At 62.6% G+C, this 22345-nt stretch carries 21 protein-coding genes and 1 tRNA gene; 15 read left to right on the forward strand and 7 right to left on the reverse strand.

Going from position 1 to position 22345, the window contains the following annotated elements; all coding sequences use genetic code 11:
- Window positions 1-145: 145 nt before the first annotated feature.
- The 6 genes from ACNAOT_RS08500 (at window position 146) to ACNAOT_RS08525 (ending at window position 5683) form a co-directional block, all read left to right on the forward strand.
- Complete coding sequence (locus ACNAOT_RS08500; protein WP_091466587.1) at window positions 146-1357, forward strand: pseudouridine synthase; 1212 nt, start codon at window positions 146-148, stop codon at window positions 1355-1357.
- Between the two features lie 3 nt (window positions 1358-1360).
- Window positions 1361-2467 carry a prephenate dehydrogenase gene (locus ACNAOT_RS08505; protein ID WP_178995013.1) on the forward strand — a complete coding sequence of 369 codons (1107 nt, stop codon included), beginning with the start codon at window positions 1361-1363 and terminating at the stop codon, window positions 2465-2467.
- Window positions 2467-3180 carry a (d)CMP kinase gene (gene cmk / locus ACNAOT_RS08510; protein WP_420180727.1) on the forward strand — a complete coding sequence of 238 codons (714 nt, stop codon included), beginning with the start codon at window positions 2467-2469 and terminating at the stop codon, window positions 3178-3180. Before ACNAOT_RS08505 ends, cmk begins: the two co-directional genes overlap by 1 nt.
- Window positions 3181-3208: 28 nt before the next feature.
- On the forward strand, window positions 3209-3904 hold the full coding sequence (locus ACNAOT_RS08515) for a lysophospholipid acyltransferase family protein (protein ID WP_420181143.1): 696 nt from the start codon (window positions 3209-3211) through the stop codon (window positions 3902-3904).
- Between the two features lie 10 nt (window positions 3905-3914).
- Window positions 3915-5465: a ribosome biogenesis GTPase Der gene (gene der, locus ACNAOT_RS08520; protein WP_091466594.1), complete on the forward strand. Its 1551-nt coding sequence runs from the start codon at window positions 3915-3917 to the stop codon at window positions 5463-5465.
- Window positions 5466-5606: 141 nt separating this feature from the next.
- A tRNA-Pro gene (locus ACNAOT_RS08525) sits at window positions 5607-5683 on the forward strand.
- Window positions 5684-5810: 127 nt separating this feature from the next.
- Here the strand turns inward: ACNAOT_RS08525 and ACNAOT_RS08530 are convergent.
- Window positions 5811-6257: a MarR family winged helix-turn-helix transcriptional regulator gene (locus ACNAOT_RS08530; protein ID WP_420180728.1), complete on the reverse strand. Its 447-nt coding sequence runs from the start codon at window positions 6255-6257 to the stop codon at window positions 5811-5813.
- Between the two features lie 169 nt (window positions 6258-6426).
- Here ACNAOT_RS08530 and ACNAOT_RS08535 point away from each other — a divergent pair, with 169 nt between their 5' ends.
- The gene (locus ACNAOT_RS08535) at window positions 6427-7635 is read left to right on the forward strand and encodes an MFS transporter (protein WP_420180729.1); all 1209 of its coding nucleotides are present in this window, start codon (window positions 6427-6429) and stop codon (window positions 7633-7635) included.
- Window positions 7636-7707: 72 nt separating this feature from the next.
- On the opposite strand, the gene ACNAOT_RS08540 is transcribed toward ACNAOT_RS08535, so the two are convergent.
- Entirely contained in the window at window positions 7708-8220 is a 513-nt protein-coding gene (locus tag ACNAOT_RS08540; RefSeq protein ID WP_420180730.1) for a hypothetical protein, read from the reverse strand.
- Window positions 8221-8405: 185 nt separating this feature from the next.
- Between ACNAOT_RS08540 and gcvH the strand changes: the two genes are divergently transcribed.
- The 5 genes from gcvH (at window position 8406) to ACNAOT_RS08565 (ending at window position 11476) form a co-directional block, all read left to right on the forward strand.
- Window positions 8406-8792 carry a glycine cleavage system protein GcvH gene (gcvH, locus tag ACNAOT_RS08545; protein ID WP_017200815.1) on the forward strand — a complete coding sequence of 129 codons (387 nt, stop codon included), beginning with the start codon at window positions 8406-8408 and terminating at the stop codon, window positions 8790-8792.
- Between the two features lie 138 nt (window positions 8793-8930).
- Window positions 8931-9407: an FHA domain-containing protein gene (locus ACNAOT_RS08550; RefSeq protein ID WP_420180731.1), complete on the forward strand. Its 477-nt coding sequence runs from the start codon at window positions 8931-8933 to the stop codon at window positions 9405-9407.
- A gap of 20 nt (window positions 9408-9427) precedes the next feature.
- Window positions 9428-10144, forward strand: coding sequence for a MerR family transcriptional regulator (locus ACNAOT_RS08555; protein ID WP_420180732.1), 717 nt, complete (start codon window positions 9428-9430; stop codon window positions 10142-10144).
- Window positions 10144-10647 (forward strand): bifunctional nuclease family protein, encoded by a 504-nt coding sequence (locus ACNAOT_RS08560; protein ID WP_017200817.1) that lies wholly within the window; start codon window positions 10144-10146, stop codon window positions 10645-10647. Before ACNAOT_RS08555 ends, ACNAOT_RS08560 begins: the two co-directional genes overlap by 1 nt.
- A gap of 235 nt (window positions 10648-10882) precedes the next feature.
- Window positions 10883-11476, forward strand: coding sequence for a MerR family transcriptional regulator (locus ACNAOT_RS08565; protein ID WP_017200818.1), 594 nt, complete (start codon window positions 10883-10885; stop codon window positions 11474-11476).
- 90 nt (window positions 11477-11566) lie between these two features.
- On the opposite strand, the gene ACNAOT_RS08570 is transcribed toward ACNAOT_RS08565, so the two are convergent.
- Window positions 11567-12376, reverse strand: coding sequence for a ParA family protein (locus tag ACNAOT_RS08570; RefSeq protein WP_420180733.1), 810 nt, complete (start codon window positions 12374-12376; stop codon window positions 11567-11569).
- 302 nt (window positions 12377-12678) lie between these two features.
- Here ACNAOT_RS08570 and ACNAOT_RS08575 point away from each other — a divergent pair, with 302 nt between their 5' ends.
- On the forward strand, window positions 12679-16074 hold the full coding sequence (locus ACNAOT_RS08575) for a pyruvate carboxylase (protein WP_179017400.1): 3396 nt from the start codon (window positions 12679-12681) through the stop codon (window positions 16072-16074).
- 79 nt (window positions 16075-16153) lie between these two features.
- On the opposite strand, the gene ACNAOT_RS08580 is transcribed toward ACNAOT_RS08575, so the two are convergent.
- Window positions 16154-17965, reverse strand: coding sequence for an AMP-dependent synthetase/ligase (locus tag ACNAOT_RS08580; protein ID WP_420180734.1), 1812 nt, complete (start codon window positions 17963-17965; stop codon window positions 16154-16156).
- A 188-nt stretch (window positions 17966-18153) separates the two neighbouring features.
- On the opposite strand from ACNAOT_RS08580, the gene ACNAOT_RS08585 reads away from it, so the two are divergent.
- On the forward strand, window positions 18154-19212 hold the full coding sequence (locus ACNAOT_RS08585) for an ROK family protein (RefSeq protein WP_420180735.1): 1059 nt from the start codon (window positions 18154-18156) through the stop codon (window positions 19210-19212).
- A gap of 30 nt (window positions 19213-19242) precedes the next feature.
- On the opposite strand, the gene ACNAOT_RS08590 is transcribed toward ACNAOT_RS08585, so the two are convergent.
- Genes ACNAOT_RS08590 through ACNAOT_RS08600 form a run of 3 tightly spaced genes read right to left on the reverse strand, consistent with a single transcriptional unit; the run spans window position 19243 to window position 21384 of the window.
- Window positions 19243-19809, reverse strand: coding sequence for a hypothetical protein (locus ACNAOT_RS08590; protein WP_091466608.1), 567 nt, complete (start codon window positions 19807-19809; stop codon window positions 19243-19245).
- Window positions 19796-20599: an alpha/beta hydrolase gene (locus ACNAOT_RS08595; protein ID WP_364309369.1), complete on the reverse strand. Its 804-nt coding sequence runs from the start codon at window positions 20597-20599 to the stop codon at window positions 19796-19798. The genes ACNAOT_RS08590 and ACNAOT_RS08595 overlap by 14 nt, the downstream gene beginning before the upstream one ends.
- Window positions 20596-21384, reverse strand: coding sequence for an alpha/beta hydrolase (locus ACNAOT_RS08600; protein WP_420180736.1), 789 nt, complete (start codon window positions 21382-21384; stop codon window positions 20596-20598). Before ACNAOT_RS08600 ends, ACNAOT_RS08595 begins: the two co-directional genes overlap by 4 nt.
- 110 nt (window positions 21385-21494) lie before the next feature.
- Between ACNAOT_RS08600 and ACNAOT_RS08605 the strand changes: the two genes are divergently transcribed.
- Entirely contained in the window at window positions 21495-22286 is a 792-nt protein-coding gene (locus ACNAOT_RS08605) for a lysophospholipid acyltransferase family protein (protein ID WP_091466614.1), read from the forward strand.
- The last annotated feature ends 59 nt before the right edge of the window (window positions 22287-22345 follow it).

Below are 22345 nucleotides of genomic sequence, written 5' to 3' on the forward strand. Positions count from 1 at the left end.
CCCACACCGGCACTGCAAGACAACTTCATACTGATTCACGGCACCTGACCAAGGTGCACAGCGACAAGGGGCAGACGATGTCTGCCCGGCTGGCTAGTGTTGATTCCAACACCAATTGCCGGCCATTACTACACAAGGACGGGTCATGACACAGGCGGGACGCCAGAGTTCACCACGTAACAGTTCGGGACGCAACAGCTCCGGACGCAATGAGGCCAAGGGCGGCACCGGCCGCTCCAACGCCGGAGGCTTCTCGGGCCGCGGCGGCAGCGCCGGCGCTGGAAAGCGCAACTTCACCCAGGGCGAGGGACGCCCCTTCAAGGCATCGAAGCCGCGCGAAGCGGCCCCTTTCGATCCTGACAACCCCACAACTGCGGGCGATTACGATCGCGGCCAGGCAGCCAGGCCGGCAAAGCCCTTCCGCAAGCCAGGCTCCAACAAGCCCGGCTTCGGCAAAGCCCCGGGCACTCCGGGCGCCCTGAAGCCCAAGGCGAAACCTGCACGGCAGTACGGCTCCAAGGCCTTCGGCAGCGAACGCTTCGGCCAGAACCTGGGCCCCATCCGGAAGCCGGGTCGCAACCGCGGTCCGCGCCAGGAAGTCCCGCAGTCCGACCTTCACGACGTTGACGGCGTCCGCCTGCAGAAGGTCATGGCACAGGCTGGTGTGGCTTCACGCCGTGTGTGCGAGGAAATGATCCTCGAAGGACGCGTCGAAGTTGATGGAGTGGTTACCACCGAACTTGGTATGCGGGTGGACCCAACGTCTGCCGTGATCCACGTCGATGGCATCCGGATCCAGCTGGACGAAACCCTCGTCTACATGGTCTTCAACAAGCCCAAGGGCGTCGTTTCCACCATGGAAGACCCCGAGGGTCGTCCCTGCATCAGCGACTTCCTCAAGAACAACAAGAACAAGGGCGAACGCCTCTTCCACGTCGGCCGCCTCGATGTCGCCACTGAGGGACTGCTGCTGCTGACCAACGACGGCGAACTAGCCAACCGCTTGACGCACCCTTCGTATGAGGTACCCAAGACGTACCTGGTCCAGGTGCGTGGCCCGTTCCCGCAAGGTGTGGGCGCGAAGCTGAAGAACGGCGTCGAGCTTGAAGACGGCGTTGCTGCAGTGGATTCCTTCCGCTTGGTGGACTCCACTCCGGGCCACGTCCTGATTGAGGTTGTCCTGCACTCGGGCAAGAACCGTATTGTGCGTCGCATGTTCGACGCCGTCGGGTTCCCTGTGGAGCGTCTTGTCCGCGTCAAGGTGGGTCCCATTGGCTTGGGCGACCAGCGCCAGGGCAGCATCCGCAACCTCGGCAGGCAGGAAGTCGGACACCTCCTGGCATCGGTGGGACTCTAGGGCATGTCGGCATTCGGTACGCACGGCAGGGGTCATCTTGATGGCCCGGTCGTCGTCCTCGGTACAGGCTTGCTTGGAGCCAGCATCGGCCTGGGCCTGCGCGGACGCGGGGTCCCGGTTTTCCTTTTCGATCCTTCGCCCACCAACCAGGCGGTCGCGGTGGATATCGGTGCGGGACGTCCGTTGGGGGAGCTGGATGAAGAACCCCAGCTGGTAGTTGTCGCGGCTCCGCCGGATGTTACAGCAGACGTCGTGCAGAAGGCCCTGGCGGACTACCCGTCCGCCGTCGTGGCTGATATTGCCAGCGTCAAAGCCACCATCCAGGCGCAGCTGCGCGAACGCGGCGTGGACCTTGCCCGCTATGTGGGTACCCACCCCATGGCAGGCAGGGAGAAGTCCGGCCCGGTTGCGGCCAGGGGAGAGCTTTTCACCTCCATGCCCTGGGTGCTTTGCCCCTCCGAAGAAACGTCGGATGCTGCACTCCAGGCTGCACGTTCACTTGCGGGGGATCTGGGAGCGATCGTTTCCCAGTTCACCGCGGACGAGCATGATGAAGCCGTGGCGTTGGTGTCGCATCTGCCGCAGATCATGTCGTCGCTTCTGGCGAGCCGTTTGCAAGGCACGCCGCTGCATGCCCTCTCCTTGGCGGGCAACGGACTCAGGGACACTACCCGCATTGCAGCAAGCGATCCCACCCTCTGGGTACAGATCCTGGGCGGCAACGCGGAAAAGGTGGTGTCCATCCTGCACGGTGTGCGCGAGGACCTGAACCGTTTGATCGGCACCTTGGAGGAACCGCTTGCACCGGGTGCGCGGCTTGACCTTGCCCAGCTCATCAGCGAGGGGAATGCAGGCCAGGCCCGGATCCCGGGCAAGCACGGCGGACCTCCCCAGGCGTACTCGTGGCTCACCATCCTGGTGGATGACAAGCCCGGCCAGATCGCGCAACTCCTCACGGAGATCGGCGAGATCGGGGTGAACCTCGAAGACCTTCGGCTCGACCATTCGTCGGGACAGAACGTGGGCATGGTGGAGCTTTCCGTGCTTCCCAGCAAGCATGACCTCCTTGTTGAAGCTTTGACTGACCGTGGATGGCGGGTACTTCAGTAATGACGCGTGAATTTTTTGGCCCGGAAACAGTTGCCCGTCCCGGCAAGCCGCTCGTGATCGCAATAGACGGCCCTTCGGGGTCCGGCAAGTCCAGCGTCAGCAAGGAAGTTGCCCGGCGCTTGAAACTGGCATACCTGGATACCGGCGCAATGTACCGGGCGCTGACGTGGTACTGCCTCAAGACCGGCGTTGACCTCCAGGATGGCGCTGCGGTGGAACAGGCTTCCAAAAGCATGCCGCTGGAGATCAGCACCACGACTGCCACGGAGTATGTGGCGGTTGATGGAACGGACATCACGGACGAAATCCGGGATCCTTTGATCTCGTCGTCGGTCAGTGCTGTCGCCACGACGCTCGGTGCCCGCACCGAGCTGATCCGTCGCCAGCGCGAGCTGATCGATCAGCACCACCGCCGCATGGTGGTGGAGGGGCGCGACATCACCACCGTCGTCGTCCCCAATGCCGAGGTCCGCATGCTCTTGACCGCCAGCGAGGAAGCCAGGATGCGGCGTCGTGGGATCCAGTTGGGCGGCACGCAGACCAAAGAACAGCTCAATGCCCAGGTAATCCAGCGTGACGCCAAGGACTCAACGGTAGTGAACTTCACCCAGGCGGCCGACGGCGTGGTGACACTCGATTCTTCGGAACTGAACTTTGAGGAAACCGTCCAGACCGCCTTGGCGATCGTGAGCAAGGTTATCTATGGTGACTGAGAATCAGCTCCCCTCTGTTGGGAGCAAGATGTGGAGCCGACCGGTTGGTTGGTTCCTGAATCACGTCATCTACCGGACCGTCGTGGCGGGCAAAAGCAACGTTCCCGCTGCCGGACCCGTGATATTTGCCGCGAACCACATCAGCTTCCTGGATGGGCCCGTGATGTACGGTGCGTCGCCGCGCCCTATGCATATCCTCGTTAAAAAGGAGATGTTCAAAGGCTTCCTGGGCTCTGTCCTGAGGGGATCCGGACAGATTCCAGTAGACCGCGCCGGTGACCGCACCGCCCTGCATGTCGGCAGGAGACTGCTCGACGCCGGTCGTTGCGTAGGGATTCTCCCCGAAGGAACCCGGGGGAGCGGCTCTGCCGACAGCATCAGTAGTGGAGTTGCATGGCTCGCCCTCAACTCGGGAGCTACCGTCATCCCTGTGGCCATACTCGGAACCCGCCAGGGTGACGAGCATCGAGACCATATCCCCAAACCCCGCCGCAAGCTGCATGTCAGCTTCGGTGAACCCATCACGGTGAAGCGCCGGAAGGGCGAACCCGGGCGTGTTTCAATGGACAGGGCGGCTGCGGAGATCCGTGAAGCCCTGGCCGAACACGTCCAGGACGCCATCCGGGCCACAGGCCAGGGCCTTCCCCTGGAACCTGCGCCCGGCGAACCCACTTCGCAGCACCGCCATACAGCAGTAGCCGGGACGCCGGCAGAACACCACTAAGGAAAGTGCAATGAGCGATACGACTCAAAAATCCGGCCTCCACGGAGCCGGCGACGACGAATACACGCCCACCGGCACCGACCAGGTGGCGGAAAACCTGGCGGCCCTCGACGACGACGAAGCCGAGCTCCGCGCGGCCACCCTCCGGGCAGGCCTGGAGGACTACGAACTCGACGAAGAAGATGCCGCGCTGCTCAGCGGTGAATACGGCGATGAAGGCGACGAAGGTCCCCTCAAGCTGGATCCGGTTCTGGCCATCATCGGACGCCCCAACGTGGGCAAGTCCACCTTGGTCAACCGCATCCTCGGCCGCCGCGAAGCTGTTGTGGAGGACACCCCGGGCGTTACCCGCGACCGCGTCATGTACTCGGCGCGCTGGAACGGCCGCAACTTCACCCTGGTGGATACCGGTGGTTGGGAGCACGACGCCAAGGGCATCCACGCCCGCGTAGCCGAGCAGGCCGAAATGGCCGTTGAGCTTGCAGACGCCGTGCTTTTCGTCGTTGACTCCGCCGTTGGCGCGACCGCGACTGACGAGGGCGTCATGAAGATGCTCCGCAAGAGCAAGAAGCCGGTCATCATGGTGGCCAACAAGGTGGACGACTTCGCACAGGAAGCCGATTCCGCTGCCCTGTGGGGCTTGGGCTTCGGCCAGCCGTACCCGGTTTCGGCTCTGCACGGCCGTGGCGTTGCCGACCTCCTGGACCACGTCATGGACACCCTGCCCGAGTACTCGCTGGTGGACGGCGTTGAGCGTTCCGGCGGTCCCCGCCGTATCGCCCTGATCGGTCGCCCGAACGTGGGTAAGTCCTCCCTGCTGAACAAGCTCGCAGGCTCCGAGCGCGTTGTGGTGGATCCGCTGGCCGGCACCACCCGCGACCCGGTTGACGAATTCATCGAACTTGGCGACCGCACGTGGCGCTTCGTGGACACCGCAGGTATCCGCCGCCGCCAGCACATGGCACAGGGCGCCGACTTCTACGCTTCCCTGCGTACGCAGGCCGCCCTCGAAAAGGCGGAGGTCGCCGTCGTGCTTCTTGCCGTCGACGAGGTCCTCAGCGAGCAGGACGTCCGTATCCTGCAGCTGGCCATTGAGTCGGGCCGTGCGCTGGTGCTCGCGTTCAACAAATGGGACCTTCTGGACGACGAACGCCGCCGTTACCTGGAGCGTGAAATCGAGCAGGACCTGGCCCACGTGGAATGGGCACCCCGCGTGAACATCTCGGCCAAGACCGGCTGGCACAAGGACCGCCTGGTCCCCGCGCTGGACATTGCGCTGGAAAGCTGGGACCGCCGCATCCCCACCGGACGCCTCAACGCGTTCCTTGGCGAACTCGTGGCAGCCCACCCGCACCCGGTTCGTGGCGGAAAGCAGCCCCGTATCCTCTTTGGCACCCAGGCATCCAGCCGTCCGCCGAAGTTCGTGCTGTTCACCACCGGCTTCCTGGACCCCGGATACCGTCGCTTCATCACGCGTCGCCTCCGCGAAACGTTCGGCTTCGAGGGCACACCCATCGAGGTCAACATGCGCGTACGCGAGAAGCGTGGCAAGAAGCGCTAAGTGAGACGGGCATCACAGCCCACTTTGGCTGTGATGGCGTCTCCGACCTCCAACTTCGTGTAAGCTTTTGGAGGTGGTTCGGCCGGACTGCTTAGGTGGGACTCTTCGGAGGAAAACTTAGGCGGAGAACGGTGGAACCAGCGGGCTGTAGCGCAGCTTGGTAGCGCACTTGACTGGGGGTCAAGGGGTCGCAGGTTCAAATCCTGTCAGCCCGACCATAAAGGCCGGAATCACGTGGAAACACGGTGATTCCGGCCTTTGGTCGTTAATGCTTCGTTTAGTCCCGGTCTTGTTTGTATCCCCCTGCGTTGAACGCCGGGGGATACAAACAAGACCGGGATCGGGCTAGACCTTCTGCAACGCGCCGAGCGCCCTCACCAGCGGTTCCAGCTCCGGGATGGACTCGGCGGTCTCCAGGGCGGAGGCCAGGGTCTCGTCATGTACGGGCTTGGCCTCCTCCAGAAGCTTCTGGCCGTCCACTGTGAGTTCGGTGTAAATGCCTCGACGGTCATCGGCGCACAGGATGCGCGTCAGCAGGCCGCGGTCCTCGAGGCGGTTGACCAGGCGGGTGGTAGCGCTGCTGGATAGGGCAGTGGCGCGGGCCAGCTGCTGCATCCGCATGTGCCAGCCGTCCTGGCGACTCAGCGCATCCAGCACCGTGTACTCCACTACCGACAGGTCACTCGAGGCCTGGAGTGCCTTCTCCAGTTCGGCTTCGATGCTTCCGTGAAGGGCGGCCAGGGTTCGCCAGCCCTGCGCCCGTACTTCTACGGCGTCGTCCTTGATGCCCATGCCTGCTGTGCTCCTGCCTCGATGTAGTGATCGCGACGCATCAAAAAGTAGTTGTTTGCGCAACTATCTAGCGTGTGCAACTATATATAGAGCGTCTGCAACTATTATTCTACGGTTCCCGGCGGCGCACTTCCACTTCTGATCGGAACCGAACTTTAAGGAGCTCCACATGCCCGCAGGGTTGATTGCCCTTGCCCTCGGCGGATTCGGCATCGGACTGACCGAATTCGTGATCATGGGCCTCTTGCCCGAAGTTGCCGCCGACTTCCAGGTCAGTGAGGCTTCGGCCGGTTGGTTCATCTCCGGCTATGCCCTCAGCGTTGCCGTCGGCGCACTCCTGGTGACGGCCGCAGTCACCAGGCTCCCGCGAAAACCGGTCCTTATTGGGTTGCTCGTCCTGTTCATCGCCGGCAACTTCCTTTCCGCGATAGCCGACAGCTACGCGGCCATGATGATCGGCCGCATCATCGCAGCGCTTTGCCATGGCGCATTCTTCGGCATCGGTTCCGTAGTTGCCGCGAGCCTGGTGCCGGCACATAAGAAAGCCGGTGCCATCGCCATCATGTTCACCGGCCTCACTGCGGCCAACGTCCTGGGTGTTCCCTTTGGAACGCTCCTGGGCCAGAACTTCGGTTGGCGCTCTACTTTCTGGGCGATCACCGCCATCGGCGTCGTGGCGCTGATCGGCATTGCCCTGATGGTACCTAAGGCCAGCACGGAACCAACCAAGGGCCTCCGCAGCGAGCTGGGCGCGTTCAAGTCCGGTCAGGTATGGCTTTCCATCATGGTGACCATCCTTGGGTTCGGCGGCATGTTCGGCGCCTTCACCTATATCGCCTTCACTCTCACCGAGGTGTCCGGATTCGAGTCCGGCGCCGTGCCGTGGCTCCTGGTGCTCTTCGGTGCCGGCCTGTTTGTTGGGAACTTCCTGGGAGGCAAGGCTGCCGACAAAGCCCTGGACAAGTCCCTCATTGTCATCCTTGCCGGACTGGTGGCGGTGCTGGTCTTCTTCGCCCTCACCGCGTCCAACAGCATCGCCACCCTGGTGTCACTGGCGCTCATGGGCGGCTTCGGATTCGCCACCGTACCGGGCCTCCAGATGCGCGTGATGCACTTTGCCTCCACAGCACCAACGCTCGCATCCGGTGCGAACATCGGCGCGTTCAACCTCGGCAACGCACTCGGGGCCTGGCTCGGTGGCGTTACCATCACCGCCGGCCTCGGCTACACCTCGCCCATCTGGGCTGGAGCCGGAATTACCGTTGCCGCGCTGCTGGTGATGCTGGCGGCAGCGGCAGCAGCAAAGCGCAGGGGAGTGGCGGCGCCTGCTGTAACTCCCGACGTCGAACGCGAACCACGTGAGGCCACCGTCGCCTGACGCTGGACTACAAAGCAAGGCCGCAACACGAAGAAGCCCGCCATTGATATCCCATGGCGGGCTTCCTGCGTCCTAGGCGCTGGGTGTGGTGTCCTGCGCTTGTGCTTCGGCATTTTTCGCAGCCCTGATGCGGTGGTTCTCTGCTTGCTTGAGCACTTTCATTTGCTTGCCCCTACGGCGCCACAGCGCCCAGAGAATTGTGACTGCAGCGAAGACCACCACGGCGGCAACAGCGGAAATGGCTGTCCAGGTTGTGAAGAATCCTGCATCCACGCTCAAGGTCCGCTGGCCGGCGTGGGCTGACTCCGTGCTGCCGAAGACGATGCCGGCCGTAAGCAGGTTAGGCGTGGCGATGGCGACGGCCACCAGGACAATAGCAATTTTCCAGGGCCAGGACACCGCTTTACGGGTGGCCTGCCATGCTACGAGGAGCGGAATGAAAGTGAAAACGAAACCGTAGAACATTCCCACCAGCACGCTGGCTCCAAGGTCGCGCCGGATCTGTCCGGCGATGACGTCGGACCACCAGCGGGGAAGAATGGCCCCGAGGATGAAGTAGGCCGCCACAGCGACAAGTACTGCCACCAGGATCAGGATTATTTTTACGCCCCAATTGCGCTTTTTCTGAGCTGGTACTTGTGCTTATTCGGTCATGGGTCAATCATGGCAGAGACCCCATGAGGTGCAGGGGAAATGTGCCTATACTTTCAGCGGTGGCCATCAGCAAGGCCGCCGTCGAGGTTCGTAAATGTCCCGATGAAAGGCCACCAGTGAGCAATATTCCGGAAGAACTTTCCTACACCGCAGAACACGAATGGGTTACCGCTCCGGATGCCGATGGCGTAGTGCGCATTGGCATCACCGACTTCGCGCAGGACGCCTTGGGTGACGTTGTCTACGCCCAGATGCCTGAGCCGGGCACGAAAGTCACCGGCAATGAAGTTGTTGGCGAAGTGGAGTCCACAAAAAGTGTCAGTGATATCTACGCCCCGGTGACTGGTGAAGTCACCAATCGAAATGACGCCCTGGACACTGATCCGGCCCTCATTAACTCGGACCCGTACGGCGAGGGATGGTTAATTGAAGTAAAGCTTGCAGAAGCTGATGCAGTGGATTCCCTGCTCAGTGCATCGGAGTACGAACAACAGGTAGGCTAAAGTTATCTGGCCCGTCAGGCCGCAATCCCATAACCGGGAAAGCGGGACGGCGGGCCAGCAACCGATTTGCCCGGCGGTACCGGGAGGCGGAAGTGGCCGGCAGGGTTTGGAACTGCCGGCGGATGAGGAGGAAATTCCATGGTTGGCGGCGAACAGAATCAAGCCAATGTCGGGAACGGCGCGGACGAACAGCCGACGTCGGAGACCACCTCGATCAGCATCACGCCAACGTGGGACGAGCCGAGCATTGCGCCCAAGTTGGCTCCTGAAGAGCGTGCATCCGTAGACGCACTTCCGCCGAACTCGGCATTGCTCATTGCGCACAGTGGTCCCAACGCAGGCGCTCGTTTCCTGCTGGACGCGGACACCACCACGGCGGGCCGGCACCCGGATGCCGACATCTTCCTGGATGACGTCACGGTTTCCCGCAAGCATGTTCAGTTCATCCGGACGGCGTCCGGCTTCGAGCTGGTGGACATGGGAAGCCTCAACGGTACGTACGTCAACCACGACCGCGTGGACCGCGTGCAGCTGAAGAGCGGCAATGAGGTTCAGATCGGCAAGTTCCGGTTGACCTACTACCTGAGCCCTGTTCGCGCAGCAGGCCAAGTCTGACGGGGTATCTGCCTGTGGCTATGGCCCAGCAGGACCGTCGCGGACCGCAGGTCCTGAATATCGGGGAAGTCCTTGCCCAGCTGAGCGATGACTTTCCCGGTATGACAGCGTCCAAGATCCGTTTCCTGGAGGAAAAAGGCCTCATTAACCCGAAGAGGACTCCTGCGGGTTACCGGCAGTATTCGGACAGTGATGTTGAGCGGCTCCGTTTCGTCCTCGCCCTTCAGCGTGATCAGTACCTGCCACTGAAGGTCATCAAGGATTATCTCGATGCCATTGATCGCGGTGAGAGGCCGGAGAACCTCCCGCCGGGTGTCACCGTGTCGCCCAGGGTGGTCTCGGCGGAAATGGCAGCCGAAGTGCAAGGGCGGGCCCGCGCGCTCACCGAAGAGCAATTACGCGCCGAGTCGGGCGCCAGTGTCTCCCTGCTTGAATCCCTCCTGAGCTTTGGCCTAATCACCCATGTGGGCGGCAAGTTCGACGAACACGCACTCCAAGTGGCCCGGGCTTGTGTCCAATTGGAAGGACACGGCCTCGAGCCCCGCCACCTTCGTCCCTTCCAAGCTGCAGCTGAGCGGGAGTTCGGCCTGGTGGAACGCGCCGTTGCCCCGTTGACGTCGCGGCGGGACGCTGCTTCGCAGGCTCGTGCCGCCGAGGCTGCCCGTGAGATCAGCGATCTCTGCCTCACCCTGCACAGGGCCCTGGTGCATGACCGTATCTCCCGGATGGATAGCTGATGATCGAAGTCGAAATCGTCGGCGTCCGGATCGAATTGCCGTCTAATCAGCCGCTGGTACTCCTTCGGGAGATCAACGGTGAGAGGCATGTTCCGATCTGGATCGGCACTCCTGAAGCCAGCGCGATCGCGTTGGCACAGCAGGGCGTTGTCCCGCCCCGGCCTATGACGCACGATCTCCTGGTTGATGTTGTTGAATCCCTGGGCCATTCCATCATCAGCGTGAACATTGTGGCTGTTGAGGACAACATCTTTTACGGGCAGCTGCAGTTCGACGACGGCACGGTAGTAAGCTCGAGGGCCTCGGATGCATTGGCCCTGGCGCTGAGAGCCAAATGCCGCATCTGGTGCGCCGATGCGGTCATGGAAGAAGCCGGTGTCCGCATCACCGAGCATGATGAAGGCGAAGACTCGGAGCCGGATCCCGCAGTGGACGAAGAGCGCGAGATGCGTCGATTCCGCGAGTTCCTGGACGACGTGGAACCGGAAGATTTCGAAGGCTGACTCAGCCTAAGCCTAAAGTTGAGGGTGAAACTTTCGACACGACGGGATTTTGGAGCCAAGGTCTTTGACCTCGACGCCTCACGGGCCTAACGTCGAAGTTATCAAGTTCCCGTTGCATACACTGCCGGCGCAAGTCACACTGGAAGGTGCGGACTTGCGGGAATTACACTGCTGCATTTCGCCGTTGTATCAGAGTATGCACCGTCCCCAAGGGAACTGAGAACAAGGAGGTCACGTGAGTCCGAAAGGCGAAGCAGGCGAGCTGAAGCAGTCCTCTGCCGGTATTGCTGCGCCCGCATCCGGCGCCCAAGGTTTGCTCTTCACGGAGGACCTTCCCGTGCTGGACGAGGACGCGGGTTACCGCGGTCCTACCGCATGCAAAGCTGCAGGCATCACGTACCGCCAGCTCGACTACTGGGCACGTACAGGCTTGGTTGAGCCTGCTGTCCGTGGCGCTGCGGGCTCCGGTTCCCAGCGTCTGTACGGCTTCCGGGACATTCTTGTCCTGAAGGTAGTCAAGCGTCTCCTCGATACTGGCGTATCCCTCCAGCAGATCCGCAGTGCCGTGGAACACCTTCGCGAACGGGGCGTCGAGGACCTGGCGCAGATCACGCTGATGAGCGACGGTGCGAGTGTCTACGAATGTACTTCCGCTGATGAGGTCATCGACCTCGTGCAGGGCGGGCAGGGCGTCTTCGGCATCGCCGTTGGGCGCGTATGGCGGGAAGTTGAGGGAAGCTTGGCCGCGCTTCCGAGCGAGCATGCCGCGGAGCAGTCCTTTCCCGACGACGAATTGAGCAAGAGGCGCGTAGCGCGCCGCATCGGCTAAACACCGGTCCACTGAACTCGAGCCAAAAGAAGGCCTCGTCGCTAGGGGGACGAGGCCTTCTTCGTGTCTAACGTGCTGAAGCGGAGGCGCTCAGCGCTGCCGGCGGTCCCGCGTCGGGGACTGTCCCGCCAGGAGGCTCCCGAGGAGGTCATCAAAGAGTTTGGCAGCGTTCTTGGCAGAGTCTCCGGGCCAGTGGTGGACCGAGTGTGCTGCACCCTGGATCTGCTGCCAATTGGCCTGCTCCGGAATATGGGGCGTCAGGAGCAGCTCGCCGAACATGGATTCCATTTCAGCCAAGCGGAAGGTGTGCTCCGCGGATCCGGTGCGCACCCGGTTGGCCACGATCCCTGCCGGGGCCAGGTTGGGCGCGAACTCCTGCCGGAACAACTGGATAGCACGCATGGTGCGTTCCGTGCCGGCCACCGAGAAGAGCCCGGGCTCTGCAACGAGGACTACGCGATCGCTTGCACTCCAAGCCATGCGCGTCAGGCCGTTGAGGGACGGGGGGCAGTCCACCAGGACAAGTTCGTAGTTAGTGGTGCCTGCCAGTACGGCTGAAAGCCTGCGAAGGTCGCGTCGGCCCAGATCCGGCCGATCATAGATTCCGGTGAAGGCTGATCCCACTGCGACGTCCAAGGTGCCGTTGCTGGACCCATTGGATACCCAGGAGCTGCCGGCCACATTGCCGGCGAGGTTGGCTTTTCGGGGGCTTTTCAGCATTCGGCCGATGTCGAGTTGCCCGCCCGGCTGGACGCCAAGTGCCGTGGTGGCGTCGGCGTGTGGATCGAGGTCCACCACCAATGTGGGAATACCGGCTGCGAGGGCCGCGGACGCCAGACCGGTGGTCACGGACGTCTTTCCCACTCCACCCTTGAGGCTGCTGATGCTGACTACTTGCACTTGAAAACCCAAAACCTAACGCCGGTTGCCGTATCGCGCTGATTCGCTCCGGAAGCACCGGAGCCGGGGCTTGCCGAAGCCCCCTGAACATCATATGGTGCATCGCGGTCGATTCCCGCTTTCTACGCGCCAGACCGCTGGGGATAAGCGGCAGCAATAGCATGCGGCCGGATCGCGCGCACGCATATACAGCCCAGATGACGATTCCTTTGTGATGGTTGCCACAAAGATTTGTGTTTGATGCTGGCGGCACTACACACTGTGACCACCGACCGATCCACCCGCAATGATGCAGGAGAAGTATGTTTTCGAAAATTCTGGTGGCCAATCGCGGCGAAATCGCGATCAGGGCGTTTCGCGCTGGTTATGAACTGGGCGCCAAGACCGTAGCCGTCTTTCCGCATGAGGACCGTAACTCGATCCACCGGCAGAAGGCCGACGAAGCTTACCTGATCGGCGAGGTGGGCCATCCCGTCCGCGCCTACCTGGACGTAGAGGAGGTTGTCCGCGTCGCCAAAGAAGCCGGCGCTGACGCAATTTACCCCGGCTATGGCTTCCTCTCCGAGAACCCGGACCTCGCCCGCGCTGCCAAGGCAGCAGGCATTACCTTCGTGGGCCCGCCCGCGGAGGTCCTGGAGCTCGCTGGCAACAAGGTTGCTGCCCTGGAAGCCGCCCGCAAGGCCGGTGTCCCGGTCCTGAAGTCGAGCAAGCCCTCCAAGGACCTTGATGAGCTCATCGCTGCCGCCGACGAGATCGGCTTCCCCATCTTCGCCAAGGCCGTCGCCGGCGGTGGCGGCCGTGGCATGCGGCGTGTGGAGACACGCGAAGCCCTTCCCGAAGCTTTGCAGTCCGCCATGCGGGAAGCCGATGCAGCTTTCGGCGACCCCACCATGTTCCTTGAGCAGGCAGTTCTGCGTCCCCGCCACATCGAAGTGCAGATCCTGGCCGACGCCGAAGGCAACGTCATGCACCTCTTCGAGCGTGACTGTTCGCTTCAGCGGCGACACCAGAAAGTGGTGGAGATTGCGCCCGCGCCGAACCTGGACGAGAACATTCGTCAGGCCCTTTACCGCGACGCCGTGGCGTTCGCGAAGGCCTTGAACTATGTCAATGCCGGAACTGTGGAGTTCCTGGTGGATACAGAAGGTGAGCGGGCCGGCCAGCACGTCTTCATTGAGATGAACCCCCGCATCCAGGTGGAGCACACCGTCACCGAGGAGATCACCGACGTGGACCTCGTGCAGGCTCAGATGCGGATCGCCTCGGGGGAAACCCTTGCGGACCTTGGGCTGAGCCAGGATTCGGTGTCCATCAAGGGTGCTGCGCTGCAGTGCCGCATCACCACCGAAGACCCCTCCAACGGTTTCCGTCCTGACGTTGGAAAGATCACCGGCTACCGTTCTGCCGGTGGCGCCGGTGTCAGGCTCGACGGCGGCACTGTTTACTCCGGTGCCGAGATCAGCCCGCACTTCGACTCAATGCTGGTGAAGCTGACGTGCCGTGGCCGCGACTACCCTGCGGCTGTAGCCCGCGCGCGTCGTGGTTTGGCTGAGTTCCGTATCCGTGGCGTGTCCACCAACATTCCATTCCTGCAGGCTGTTCTCGCGGATCCGGACTTCAACGCCGGAAACGTGGCCACGGACTTCATCGATAAGCGCCCTGAGCTGCTGAAGTCGCACATCTCCGCAGACCGTGGAACCAAGTTGCTCACCTGGTTGGCTGAGGTCACCGTGAACAAGCCCAACGGCGAGCTCGCTGTCCATTCGGACCCTGCCAGCAAGCTGCCGACGATCGATGGACCGGTTCCCACGTCGGGTTCGCGCCAGAAGTTGATCGAACTTGGGCCGGAGGGCTTTGCCAAGGCCCTCCGTGAGCAGCAGGCGCTGGCTGTTACGGACACCACGTTCCGCGACGCCCACCAGTCCCTGCTGGCAACACGGGTGCGCACCCGCGACCTCGTGGCCGCCGGTCCGGCAGTGACGGCACTCATGCCCGAGCTGCTTTCCGTGGAGGCCTGGGGCGGCGCAACTTACGACGTCGCACTTCGCTTCCTGGGTGAGGACCCGTGGGACCGCCTGGCTGCACTGCGCAAGGCATTGCCGAACACCTGTATCCAGATGCTGCTCCGCGGACGCAACACCGTGGGCTACACCCCCTACCCGGAAGAAGTGACGGAGGCCTTCGTTAACGAGGCTGCCGCTACGGGCATTGACATCTTCCGTATCTTTGACGCCCTCAACGACGTCAACCAGATGGCCCCCGCCATTCGGGCCGTACGTGCAACAGGGACGGCCGTCGCCGAGGTGGCTCTTTGCTACACAGGCAACCTCCTGGACCCGAACGAGGACCTCTACACCCTCGACTACTACCTGGACCTCGCCCAGAAGATCGTCGACGCCGGTGCACACATCCTCGCCATCAAGGACATGGCAGGCCTCCTGCGTCCGGCCGCTGCCGCGAAACTGGTATCTGCCCTGCGTGAGCGCTTCGACCTGCCCGTCCACCTGCACACACACGACACTGCGGGTGGCCAGCTTGCCACTTTGCTGGCTGCTGTTGACGCTGGCGTGGATGCCGTTGACGTGGCATCTGCATCACTGGCCGGCACCACAAGTCAGCCCGCCGCGTCGGCACTGGTCGCTGCATTGGCCAACACACCCCGCGATACCGGGCTCAGCCTGGCCAACGTCGGATCCCTTGAGCCCTACTGGGAGGCCGTTCGTCGCGTCTATGCCCCCTTCGAATCCGGTCTTCCGGGCCCCACCGGCCGCGTCTACCAGCACGAAATCCCCGGCGGCCAGCTGTCAAACCTTCGCCAGCAGGCCATCGCTTTGGGCCTGGGGGAGCAGTTCGAGGCCATCGAGGACATGTACACGGCGGCTGACCGGATCCTGGGGCGCTTGGTGAAGGTCACCCCATCCTCCAAGGTGGTAGGCGACCTCGCGTTGCACCTTGTAGGACTCAACGCCGATCCCGCGGACTTCAACGAGAACCCGCAGAACTACGACATCCCGGACTCCGTCATCGGTTTCCTCTCCGGGGAGCTCGGTGATCCTCCCGGAGGCTGGCCGGAGCCGTTCCGCACCAAGGCCCTTCAAGGCCGCAGCGTCAAGGTGCGCGACGTCGACATCAGCGCCGAGGACAGCGCCGCGCTGAAGGGTGATTCCAAGACGCGGCAACATACGCTGAACCGTTTGCTCTTCGCGGGACCCACCAAGGACTACCTGAAGAGCGTTGACACTTACGGCAACATCTCCGTGCTGGACACCCGTGACTACCTGTACGGTCTCCAGCAGGGCGCAGAGCACGTTATCGAGCTCGAGAAGGGCGTACGCCTCATTGCCCAGCTTGAGGCCGTCTCAGAAGCCGACGAGAAGGGCATGCGCACTGTGATGTGCACGCTCAACGGCCAGTCCAGGCCCGTTGTTGTTCGTGACCGATCCGTGGTCAGCAATGTCAAGGCCGCGGAAAAGGCAGATCCGGCACAGCCAGGCCAAGTTGCCGCACCGTTTGCCGGCGCAGTCACCGTAACGGTCAAGGTGGGCGATGTCGTCAACGCCGGCGACACCGTTGCCACCATTGAGGCGATGAAGATGGAAGCATCCATCACGACGCCGGTGGCCGGCACGGTCTCCCGCCTCGCCATTTCCTCGGTTGAGCAGGTCCAGGGCGGCGACTTACTGCTGGTGATCGGCTAGCCATCCACGCAAAAAAGTACCCCGTCCGGAAGAATCCGGACGGGGTACTTTTTTGCTGCTCCTGGCTGAAACGCCCTGGCTACGACGCGCGGGGTGCTGTGTACATTTCCTCAATGACAGCGTCGAAGTCCTTCATGACCTGTGCCCGCTTGACCTTGAGGGACGGCGTCAGGTGACCCGAGGCTTCGGTAAAGTCCGCCGGAACGATCCTGAAGGACTTGATGGCCTCAGCCTGGGACACCGACTGGTTGGCCTTGCTGATGAGTTCCTGGACTGCTGCCTTAACCACTGGGTGGTCAGTGGCCTCGGCGACTGTGGTGCCGGTGGGGAGCCCGTGGCGGTCCAGCCAGCCCGGAAGCGCTTCTTCGTCCAGGGTAACCAGGGCGCCGATGAACGGACGGTTGTCGCCCACCACAAGAACCTGGGAAACCAACGCATCCGCGCGGATCTGGTCCTCGAGCAGAGCAGGAACCACGTTCTTTCCGCTGGCAGTAACGATGATTTCCTTCTTGCGGCCAGTGATCTTGAGGAAGCCGTTGTTGTCCAGTTCGCCGATGTCGCCGGTGCGGAACCAGCCGTCAGCAAACGTTTCGTCAGTGAGGTCTTCACGCTTGTAGTAGCCGCGCATGACGCAGACACCCTTGGCGAGGATTTCGCCGTCGTCGGCGATCTTGACCGAGTTGCCCGGCAAGGGGGCACCTACCGTGCCGATCTTGATCATGGACGGTGTGTTCACGGAGATCGGCGCCGTGGTCTCGGTCAGGCCGTAGCCCTCCAGGATCTGCAGGCCGATGCCCTGGAAGAAGTGCCCCAGCCTTTCACCCAATGGACCGCCTCCCGAGACTGCGTGGGCAACATGGCCGCCCATCGCCGCACGGAGTTTGCCGTAGACGAGTTTGTCGAACAAGGCATGCTTGAGCTTCAAGCCAAGTCCCAGCGAACCGGACTCGCGTGCTTTGGAATAGGCGATTGCAGTATCCACTGCACGGTGGAAGATGGCTCCCTTGCCGCCGTCCTCTGCCTTGGTCAGCGCCGAGTTGTAGACCTTCTCGAAGACCCGGGGAACAGCCAGGATGAACGTCGGCTGGAAGCTCTGGAGGTCAGCCAAGAGGTTCTTGATGTCCGGGGTGTGCGCCACCTTCACCCCGCCGGCCACGGCAAGCACGGAGATGAAACGCGCGAAGACGTGGGCCAAGGGGAGAAACATGATGGTCTTGGCAGACTCGTTGATGATTTCCGGCAATGAAGCGCGGGCATTCTCGGAGAGCTCCACGAAGTTGCCGTGGGTCAGTTCGCAGCCCTTGGGCCTGCCGGTGGTGCCGGAGGTGTAGATAATCGTAGCGAGATCCTTGAGCCCGGCTGAGGAACGGCGGGACTCGAGTTCGTCGTCGGGGACGCCTGCGCCTGCAGTGCGCAGCGCATCGAGTCCGGCGCCCTCAAGCTGCCAGACGTTTGCCACCGACGTGATGTCTTCTGCGGCAACAGCCTGGCGGATGACGTCCTCATGGTGCGCGGCTTCGCCAAAGGCTGCAACAGCGCCTGAGTCGCCCAGGTTCCATGCCACTTGTGAAGGCGACGACGTTTCGTAGATCGGGACAGAGACGGCTCCGGCAAACCAGATGGCGAAGTCCACGAGGGACCATTCGTACCGCGTGCGGGACATGATGCCCACACGATCGCCTACGCCGACTCCACTGGCGATGAGGCCCTTTGCCAAGGCCCTCACGTCTTGCAGGAAGTCCTTGGCACGGATGTCCTGCCACTGCCCATTGCCGTCCAACTTGGAAAACAGTGCAGGGTTGGATGCTTTTTCCGCCTCTCGGATCACGAGGTCCGTGATGTTGGTTTCCGGGGCGATGTTCACGAGGGGAGGAACACTGATTTCACGCACGGTAGCTCCTTTGATATCCACGGGCCACGAGGGGCTGCTTCCACTCTAGTATGCCCGCTCGCGGAGGTGTGTTCTATTTCACCTACTGGCGAGTAACTTTACGGATGAGCTGTCATTTCAAGCAACTCGATGCCGTGCGTGCCCCTACGATGCCGGTGCTGCGCCGCCCTGCGGAATAAGATGAGGGGATGCCCGCACTACGGTCCAGTTCCCTGGTCAGACCCAAGCCACCGGCCTCGGCATGGAGGGACGTGCCCTGGGCTGCCCGACGAAGCCATTTGGGCCGCCGCGGACTGGCGATCGGGATCGACATCGGAGGCACCAAGGTAGCCGCCGGCGTTGTGGACGCCGAGGGCAGGATCCTCGCCGAGGCGCGCAGGTCCACGCCAGGCGCGGACCCCCGAGCCGTCGAGCAGACCATTGTGGAGTTGGTGGACGAACTCAGCGCAGGACACCGGATCGCTTCGGTGGGCATCGGTGCCGCAGGATGGATGGACCTCGACGGCAGCACGGTGCTGTTCAGCCCCCATCTGGCGTGGCGTAACGAGCCCCTGAGGGAGAGCCTCCAGAAGTTGCTGAGGCGTCCCGTACTGCTCACAAATGACGCAGATGCTGCGGCGTGGGCGGAGTGGCGCTTTGGCTCGGGCCAGGGCGAAAGCCGCCTGGTTTGCATCACGCTGGGCACAGGCATTGGTGGTGCCATGGTCATGGATGGCCGGGTGGAACGGGGACGCTACGGCGTGGCCGGGGAATTCGGACACCAGATCATTTTCCCAGGGGGCCACCGCTGCGAATGCGGTAACCGCGGCTGCTGGGAACAGTATGCCTCCGGTAACGCGCTGGGCCGGGAAGCCCGGCAGCTGGTGCGGACCAATTCCCCCGCAGGCCGGGCTCTCTTGGAGAAGGCGGGCGGGACCGCAGAGAACCTGTCGGGCGCAGCCGTGACCTCGCTGGCACTTGCGGGCGATGCCACGTCCCGCGAACTCCTCGCCGACCAAGGCGAATGGTTGGGTCTGGGGTTGGCCAACCTTGCAGCCGCACTTGACCCCGGGATGTTCGTTATTGGCGGAGGATTGTGTGATGCGGGGGAGTTGCTCGCCGCACCCGCCCGGGAGTCATTCGCGAAGAACCTCACAGGGCGGGGTTTCCGTCCCATGGCAAGGATCGAGCTCGCGGCCCTCGGGCCGCGTGCCGGCATGATCGGCGCAGCAGACTTGTCGCGTGTCAGCGGACGGGCGCGCAGCTAGGCTTGCCATGCTGGGAACTGCTGTGTGCCCCTAGAGGCGGGCGCCGTCGTCGTCCTCGTTTTTTTCCTGCGGAAGCCGCATGATGAGGTAGACCACTGACGCCACGAAAATGGCGACAATGCCCAGAACTGCCGTCAACGGCGCGGACCGCCAAAACATGGCTGTGAAAAGCAGGGCGATGGGTCCGCCCACGGCACCCACCCATGCCAGCATGACCAGCGGCTCAGTTCCCGCCAGGCTGGGCGGATCCTCAGGAACGAAGGTGTGGTCCTCGTCCTCGACTTCGAAGTCACGAGGCCCGGACGGCCGGATTCCGGCATCGGCATCGGCACGTACTGCCGCCGGATCAGGTAACGGTTCCGGGGCAGGTGCGGACAACCCGAGCGGATCGAAGTCCCTGAAAGTCCTGCCGGACTCTTGCTGAAGCCCGGCTTCAGGGCCCGGGGCCTGGTTGATGTCCTGCGGCTTTCCGTGCTTTGGCGATTCCCCTTCCGGGCCTGACTGCGTGGCCTCCAGCCGGGCCACCAGATCCTGCCATACGGCGTCGTCGTCCTTGTTGGCGCTTTGATCAGCAGAATTGGGATCAGGCCTGTTCATGGGCTGTGTCCTTTTCGGGGGAAAGCCCGTGCCCGGCCAGGGCCGCTACGGTCTTCTGGATAAAGTCGACGGTTCCGGAAAAAATCTCCGGAGCGTCATTATCAAGGGTGGCAACATGGCGGCTGTTGTGGAGGTAAGTGACATCCACCGGTGCCTGAACCCGGGAACGGAGGAACTCCAGGCTCGCGTTCGAGATGACGTTGTCCACCGTTGACTTGTAGACCCTGACGGGTGAGCTGATGCGCGGCAGGATGGCGGCTGTGTCCTTGTACATCTTCTTGAGTTGGTGAGCGGCCGCAACGGGCGTCCGGGCGTAGGCACCTTCGTCCTGGTCCGGCTTGAGAATGTCATTGGCGATGGCCGGAGTTGTCTTCACCACATACTTGAGGGCAGCGACGATGACAGCCCGAGGATCGTCCAGGACCAGTCCAGGGTTCACCACCACTGTCCCTGCAATGGGACGCGTGGCTGCAATCCGCAAGGCCAGGGTGCCGCCCATGGACAAACCGGCAGAGAAAACGTAATCGCACTCCGAAGCCAGCTCAAGGTACGCGTCATCCACGGCACGGTGCCACTCCCGCCACGAGCGGGTGGCCATGTCCTGCCACGTGGTGCCGTGGCCGGGCAGCAACGGCAGCCTTACGGCGTAGCCGGACGCAGCGAGGTGTTCGGCCCACGGCCTGACGCTGTGCGGGCTTCCAGTGAACCCGTGGGACATGACCACGCCAACGCGGGGGCCGGCACCCTTCCAGCTACTGTGGAACGGCGAAAAGTCGGGGAGCATTTTCATGATGACTCCGAGGCTACTCTGTCCCCGGCACGCTGGCGGAAAAACCCGGCTGATTCTTCAAAAATGGTGGGTGCATCAACATCCAGGGTGGCCACATGCCCGCTGTGTGGAAGCGTGACCACTTTGAGGCGCGAGGAGTCGATGTACTTGCTGATGGTGGCCACTGAGCTCGGGGGGACGACGTCGTCAACCGAGGATTTGAACACCAGCGCGGGAGCCTCCACATGCGGTAGGCCACGGGTAGTTGCGCGGAAGAGCTTCTTGAGTTCGTGGACGGCCTTCAGCGGCGTCTTGGAGTAGTCGCCTTCCTCGACCGTTATGGGCGCCGGCCTGTCCTCCACTATGGGGGTGGTAGTGGGCATAACGTACTTCAACGCCCCGACGTAGCGCACCCGGCGGTCGTAGAAGCTCAGCCCCGGGTTCACCAGGACCAGCCCGGGAACTTCATGGCGGGAGGCCACCCGCAGAGCCAAGGCTCCGCCCATGGAGAGCCCTGCCACGAAACACGTCTCCGTCGTCGCTGCAAGGTCCAAGTAACTCTGCTCGAAGGTCCGGTACCAGTCCTGCCACCTCGTGGTGGCGAGGTCCCGCCAACTGGTGCCATGACCGGGAAGGAGGGGCACGGACACTGCGAAGCCCTGCTCGGCGAGGTATTCGGCCCAGGGGAGGACGCTGAGGGGACTTCCGGTGAAGCCGTGGCAGATGGCCACGCCGATGGAGGCGTTGGCTCCATGTCCGGCATGGTGAAAAGCGAGCGGCGCGGCGGGTTTGTTGCGTTCCGTCATGCGTCCATCGTGTCACTGTTCCTGACATTTCTCACTGGAGTAGGGTTGCTGTTGAGTGCCGGCCGGGTTGCCCGGGTGCATGCCAACCAATCGGCCGTGAGAGGACAAACGTGTTCTATTGGGTCATGAAGAGGATCTTTCTCGGTCCCATCCTCAAACTCCTGTTCCGTCCCTGGGTGAAGGGGCTGGACAACGTTCCTGAAAGCGGAGCTGCCATCCTGGCCTCCAACCACTTGTCCTTCTCGGACTCCATCTTCCTGCCCCTGATGGTTCGTCGTCCGGTGATCTTCCTGGCCAAGTCCGAATACTTCACAGGAAAAGGGCTCAAAGGCCGGCTGACTGCGCTGTTCTTCAGGCTGAGCAACCAACTGCCGATGGACCGTTCCGGCGGCGCGGCGTCGGAAATGTCACTGCAGGCAGGCAAAGACGTCCTGAACTCCGGAGGCCTGCTGGGGATCTATCCGGAGGGCACCCGCAGCCCTGATGCCCGGCTCTACCGTGGCAAAGTGGGCGTGGCCAAGCTCGCACTGCAAACACGTGTTCCCGTGGTGCCTGTGGCAATGATCGGGACGGAGAAGGTCCAGCCCATCGGCAAACGCCTGCCCAACATCCGCCGGATCGGCCTCATTTTCGGGCAGCCCCTGGACTTCAGCCGTTACTACGGCATGGAAGACGACCGACTGATCCAGAGGGCTGTGACCGACGAAATCATGTACGAATTGATGAGGCTTTCCGGTCAGGAGTATGTGGACGAGTACGCAGCAGTGGTCAAGGCCCAGTTGGCCGGCAAAGGCCCCGAACCTGTCCATAAGATCGAGGTTGCCGAAGACGCCACGTCAGACATCGCAGAGGACAGGGATGAACCCCGTGGTGACGGAAGCGGATCAGCGGAGAAACTGTGACGTAGGCGGTGGCATCGGTTACGGCCGCAGTCCCGCAACCTTGCCGTGGGCTACTACTC

Source organism: Paenarthrobacter sp. TA1.8 (genome assembly GCF_048595705.1).
In the GTDB taxonomy this organism is placed as follows: domain Bacteria; phylum Actinomycetota; class Actinomycetes; order Actinomycetales; family Micrococcaceae; genus Arthrobacter; species Arthrobacter nitroguajacolicus.

Excerpts from the sequence above, each read along its gene's own strand:
- ACNAOT_RS08500 (WP_091466587.1), top strand. The coding sequence starts at position 146 with ATGACACAGGCGGGACGCCAGAGTTCACCACGTAACAGTTCGGGACGC.
- ACNAOT_RS08505 (WP_178995013.1), top strand. The coding sequence starts at position 1,361 with ATGTCGGCATTCGGTACGCACGGCAGGGGTCATCTTGATGGCCCGGTC.
- cmk (WP_420180727.1), top strand. The coding sequence starts at position 2,467 with ATGACGCGTGAATTTTTTGGCCCGGAAACAGTTGCCCGTCCCGGCAAG.
- ACNAOT_RS08515 (WP_420181143.1), top strand. The coding sequence starts at position 3,209 with ATGTGGAGCCGACCGGTTGGTTGGTTCCTGAATCACGTCATCTACCGG.
- der (WP_091466594.1), top strand. The coding sequence starts at position 3,915 with ATGAGCGATACGACTCAAAAATCCGGCCTCCACGGAGCCGGCGACGAC.
- ACNAOT_RS08530 (WP_420180728.1), bottom strand. The coding sequence starts at position 6,257 with ATGGGCATCAAGGACGACGCCGTAGAAGTACGGGCGCAGGGCTGGCGA.
- ACNAOT_RS08535 (WP_420180729.1), top strand. The coding sequence starts at position 6,427 with ATGCCCGCAGGGTTGATTGCCCTTGCCCTCGGCGGATTCGGCATCGGA.
- ACNAOT_RS08550 (WP_420180731.1), top strand. The coding sequence starts at position 8,931 with ATGGTTGGCGGCGAACAGAATCAAGCCAATGTCGGGAACGGCGCGGAC.
- ACNAOT_RS08555 (WP_420180732.1), top strand. The coding sequence starts at position 9,428 with ATGGCCCAGCAGGACCGTCGCGGACCGCAGGTCCTGAATATCGGGGAA.
- ACNAOT_RS08560 (WP_017200817.1), top strand. The coding sequence starts at position 10,144 with ATGATCGAAGTCGAAATCGTCGGCGTCCGGATCGAATTGCCGTCTAAT.
- ACNAOT_RS08575 (WP_179017400.1), top strand. The coding sequence starts at position 12,679 with ATGTTTTCGAAAATTCTGGTGGCCAATCGCGGCGAAATCGCGATCAGG.
- ACNAOT_RS08585 (WP_420180735.1), top strand. The coding sequence starts at position 18,154 with ATGCCCGCACTACGGTCCAGTTCCCTGGTCAGACCCAAGCCACCGGCC.
- ACNAOT_RS08590 (WP_091466608.1), bottom strand. The coding sequence starts at position 19,809 with ATGAACAGGCCTGATCCCAATTCTGCTGATCAAAGCGCCAACAAGGAC.
- ACNAOT_RS08595 (WP_364309369.1), bottom strand. The coding sequence starts at position 20,599 with ATGAAAATGCTCCCCGACTTTTCGCCGTTCCACAGTAGCTGGAAGGGT.
- ACNAOT_RS08600 (WP_420180736.1), bottom strand. The coding sequence starts at position 21,384 with ATGACGGAACGCAACAAACCCGCCGCGCCGCTCGCTTTTCACCATGCC.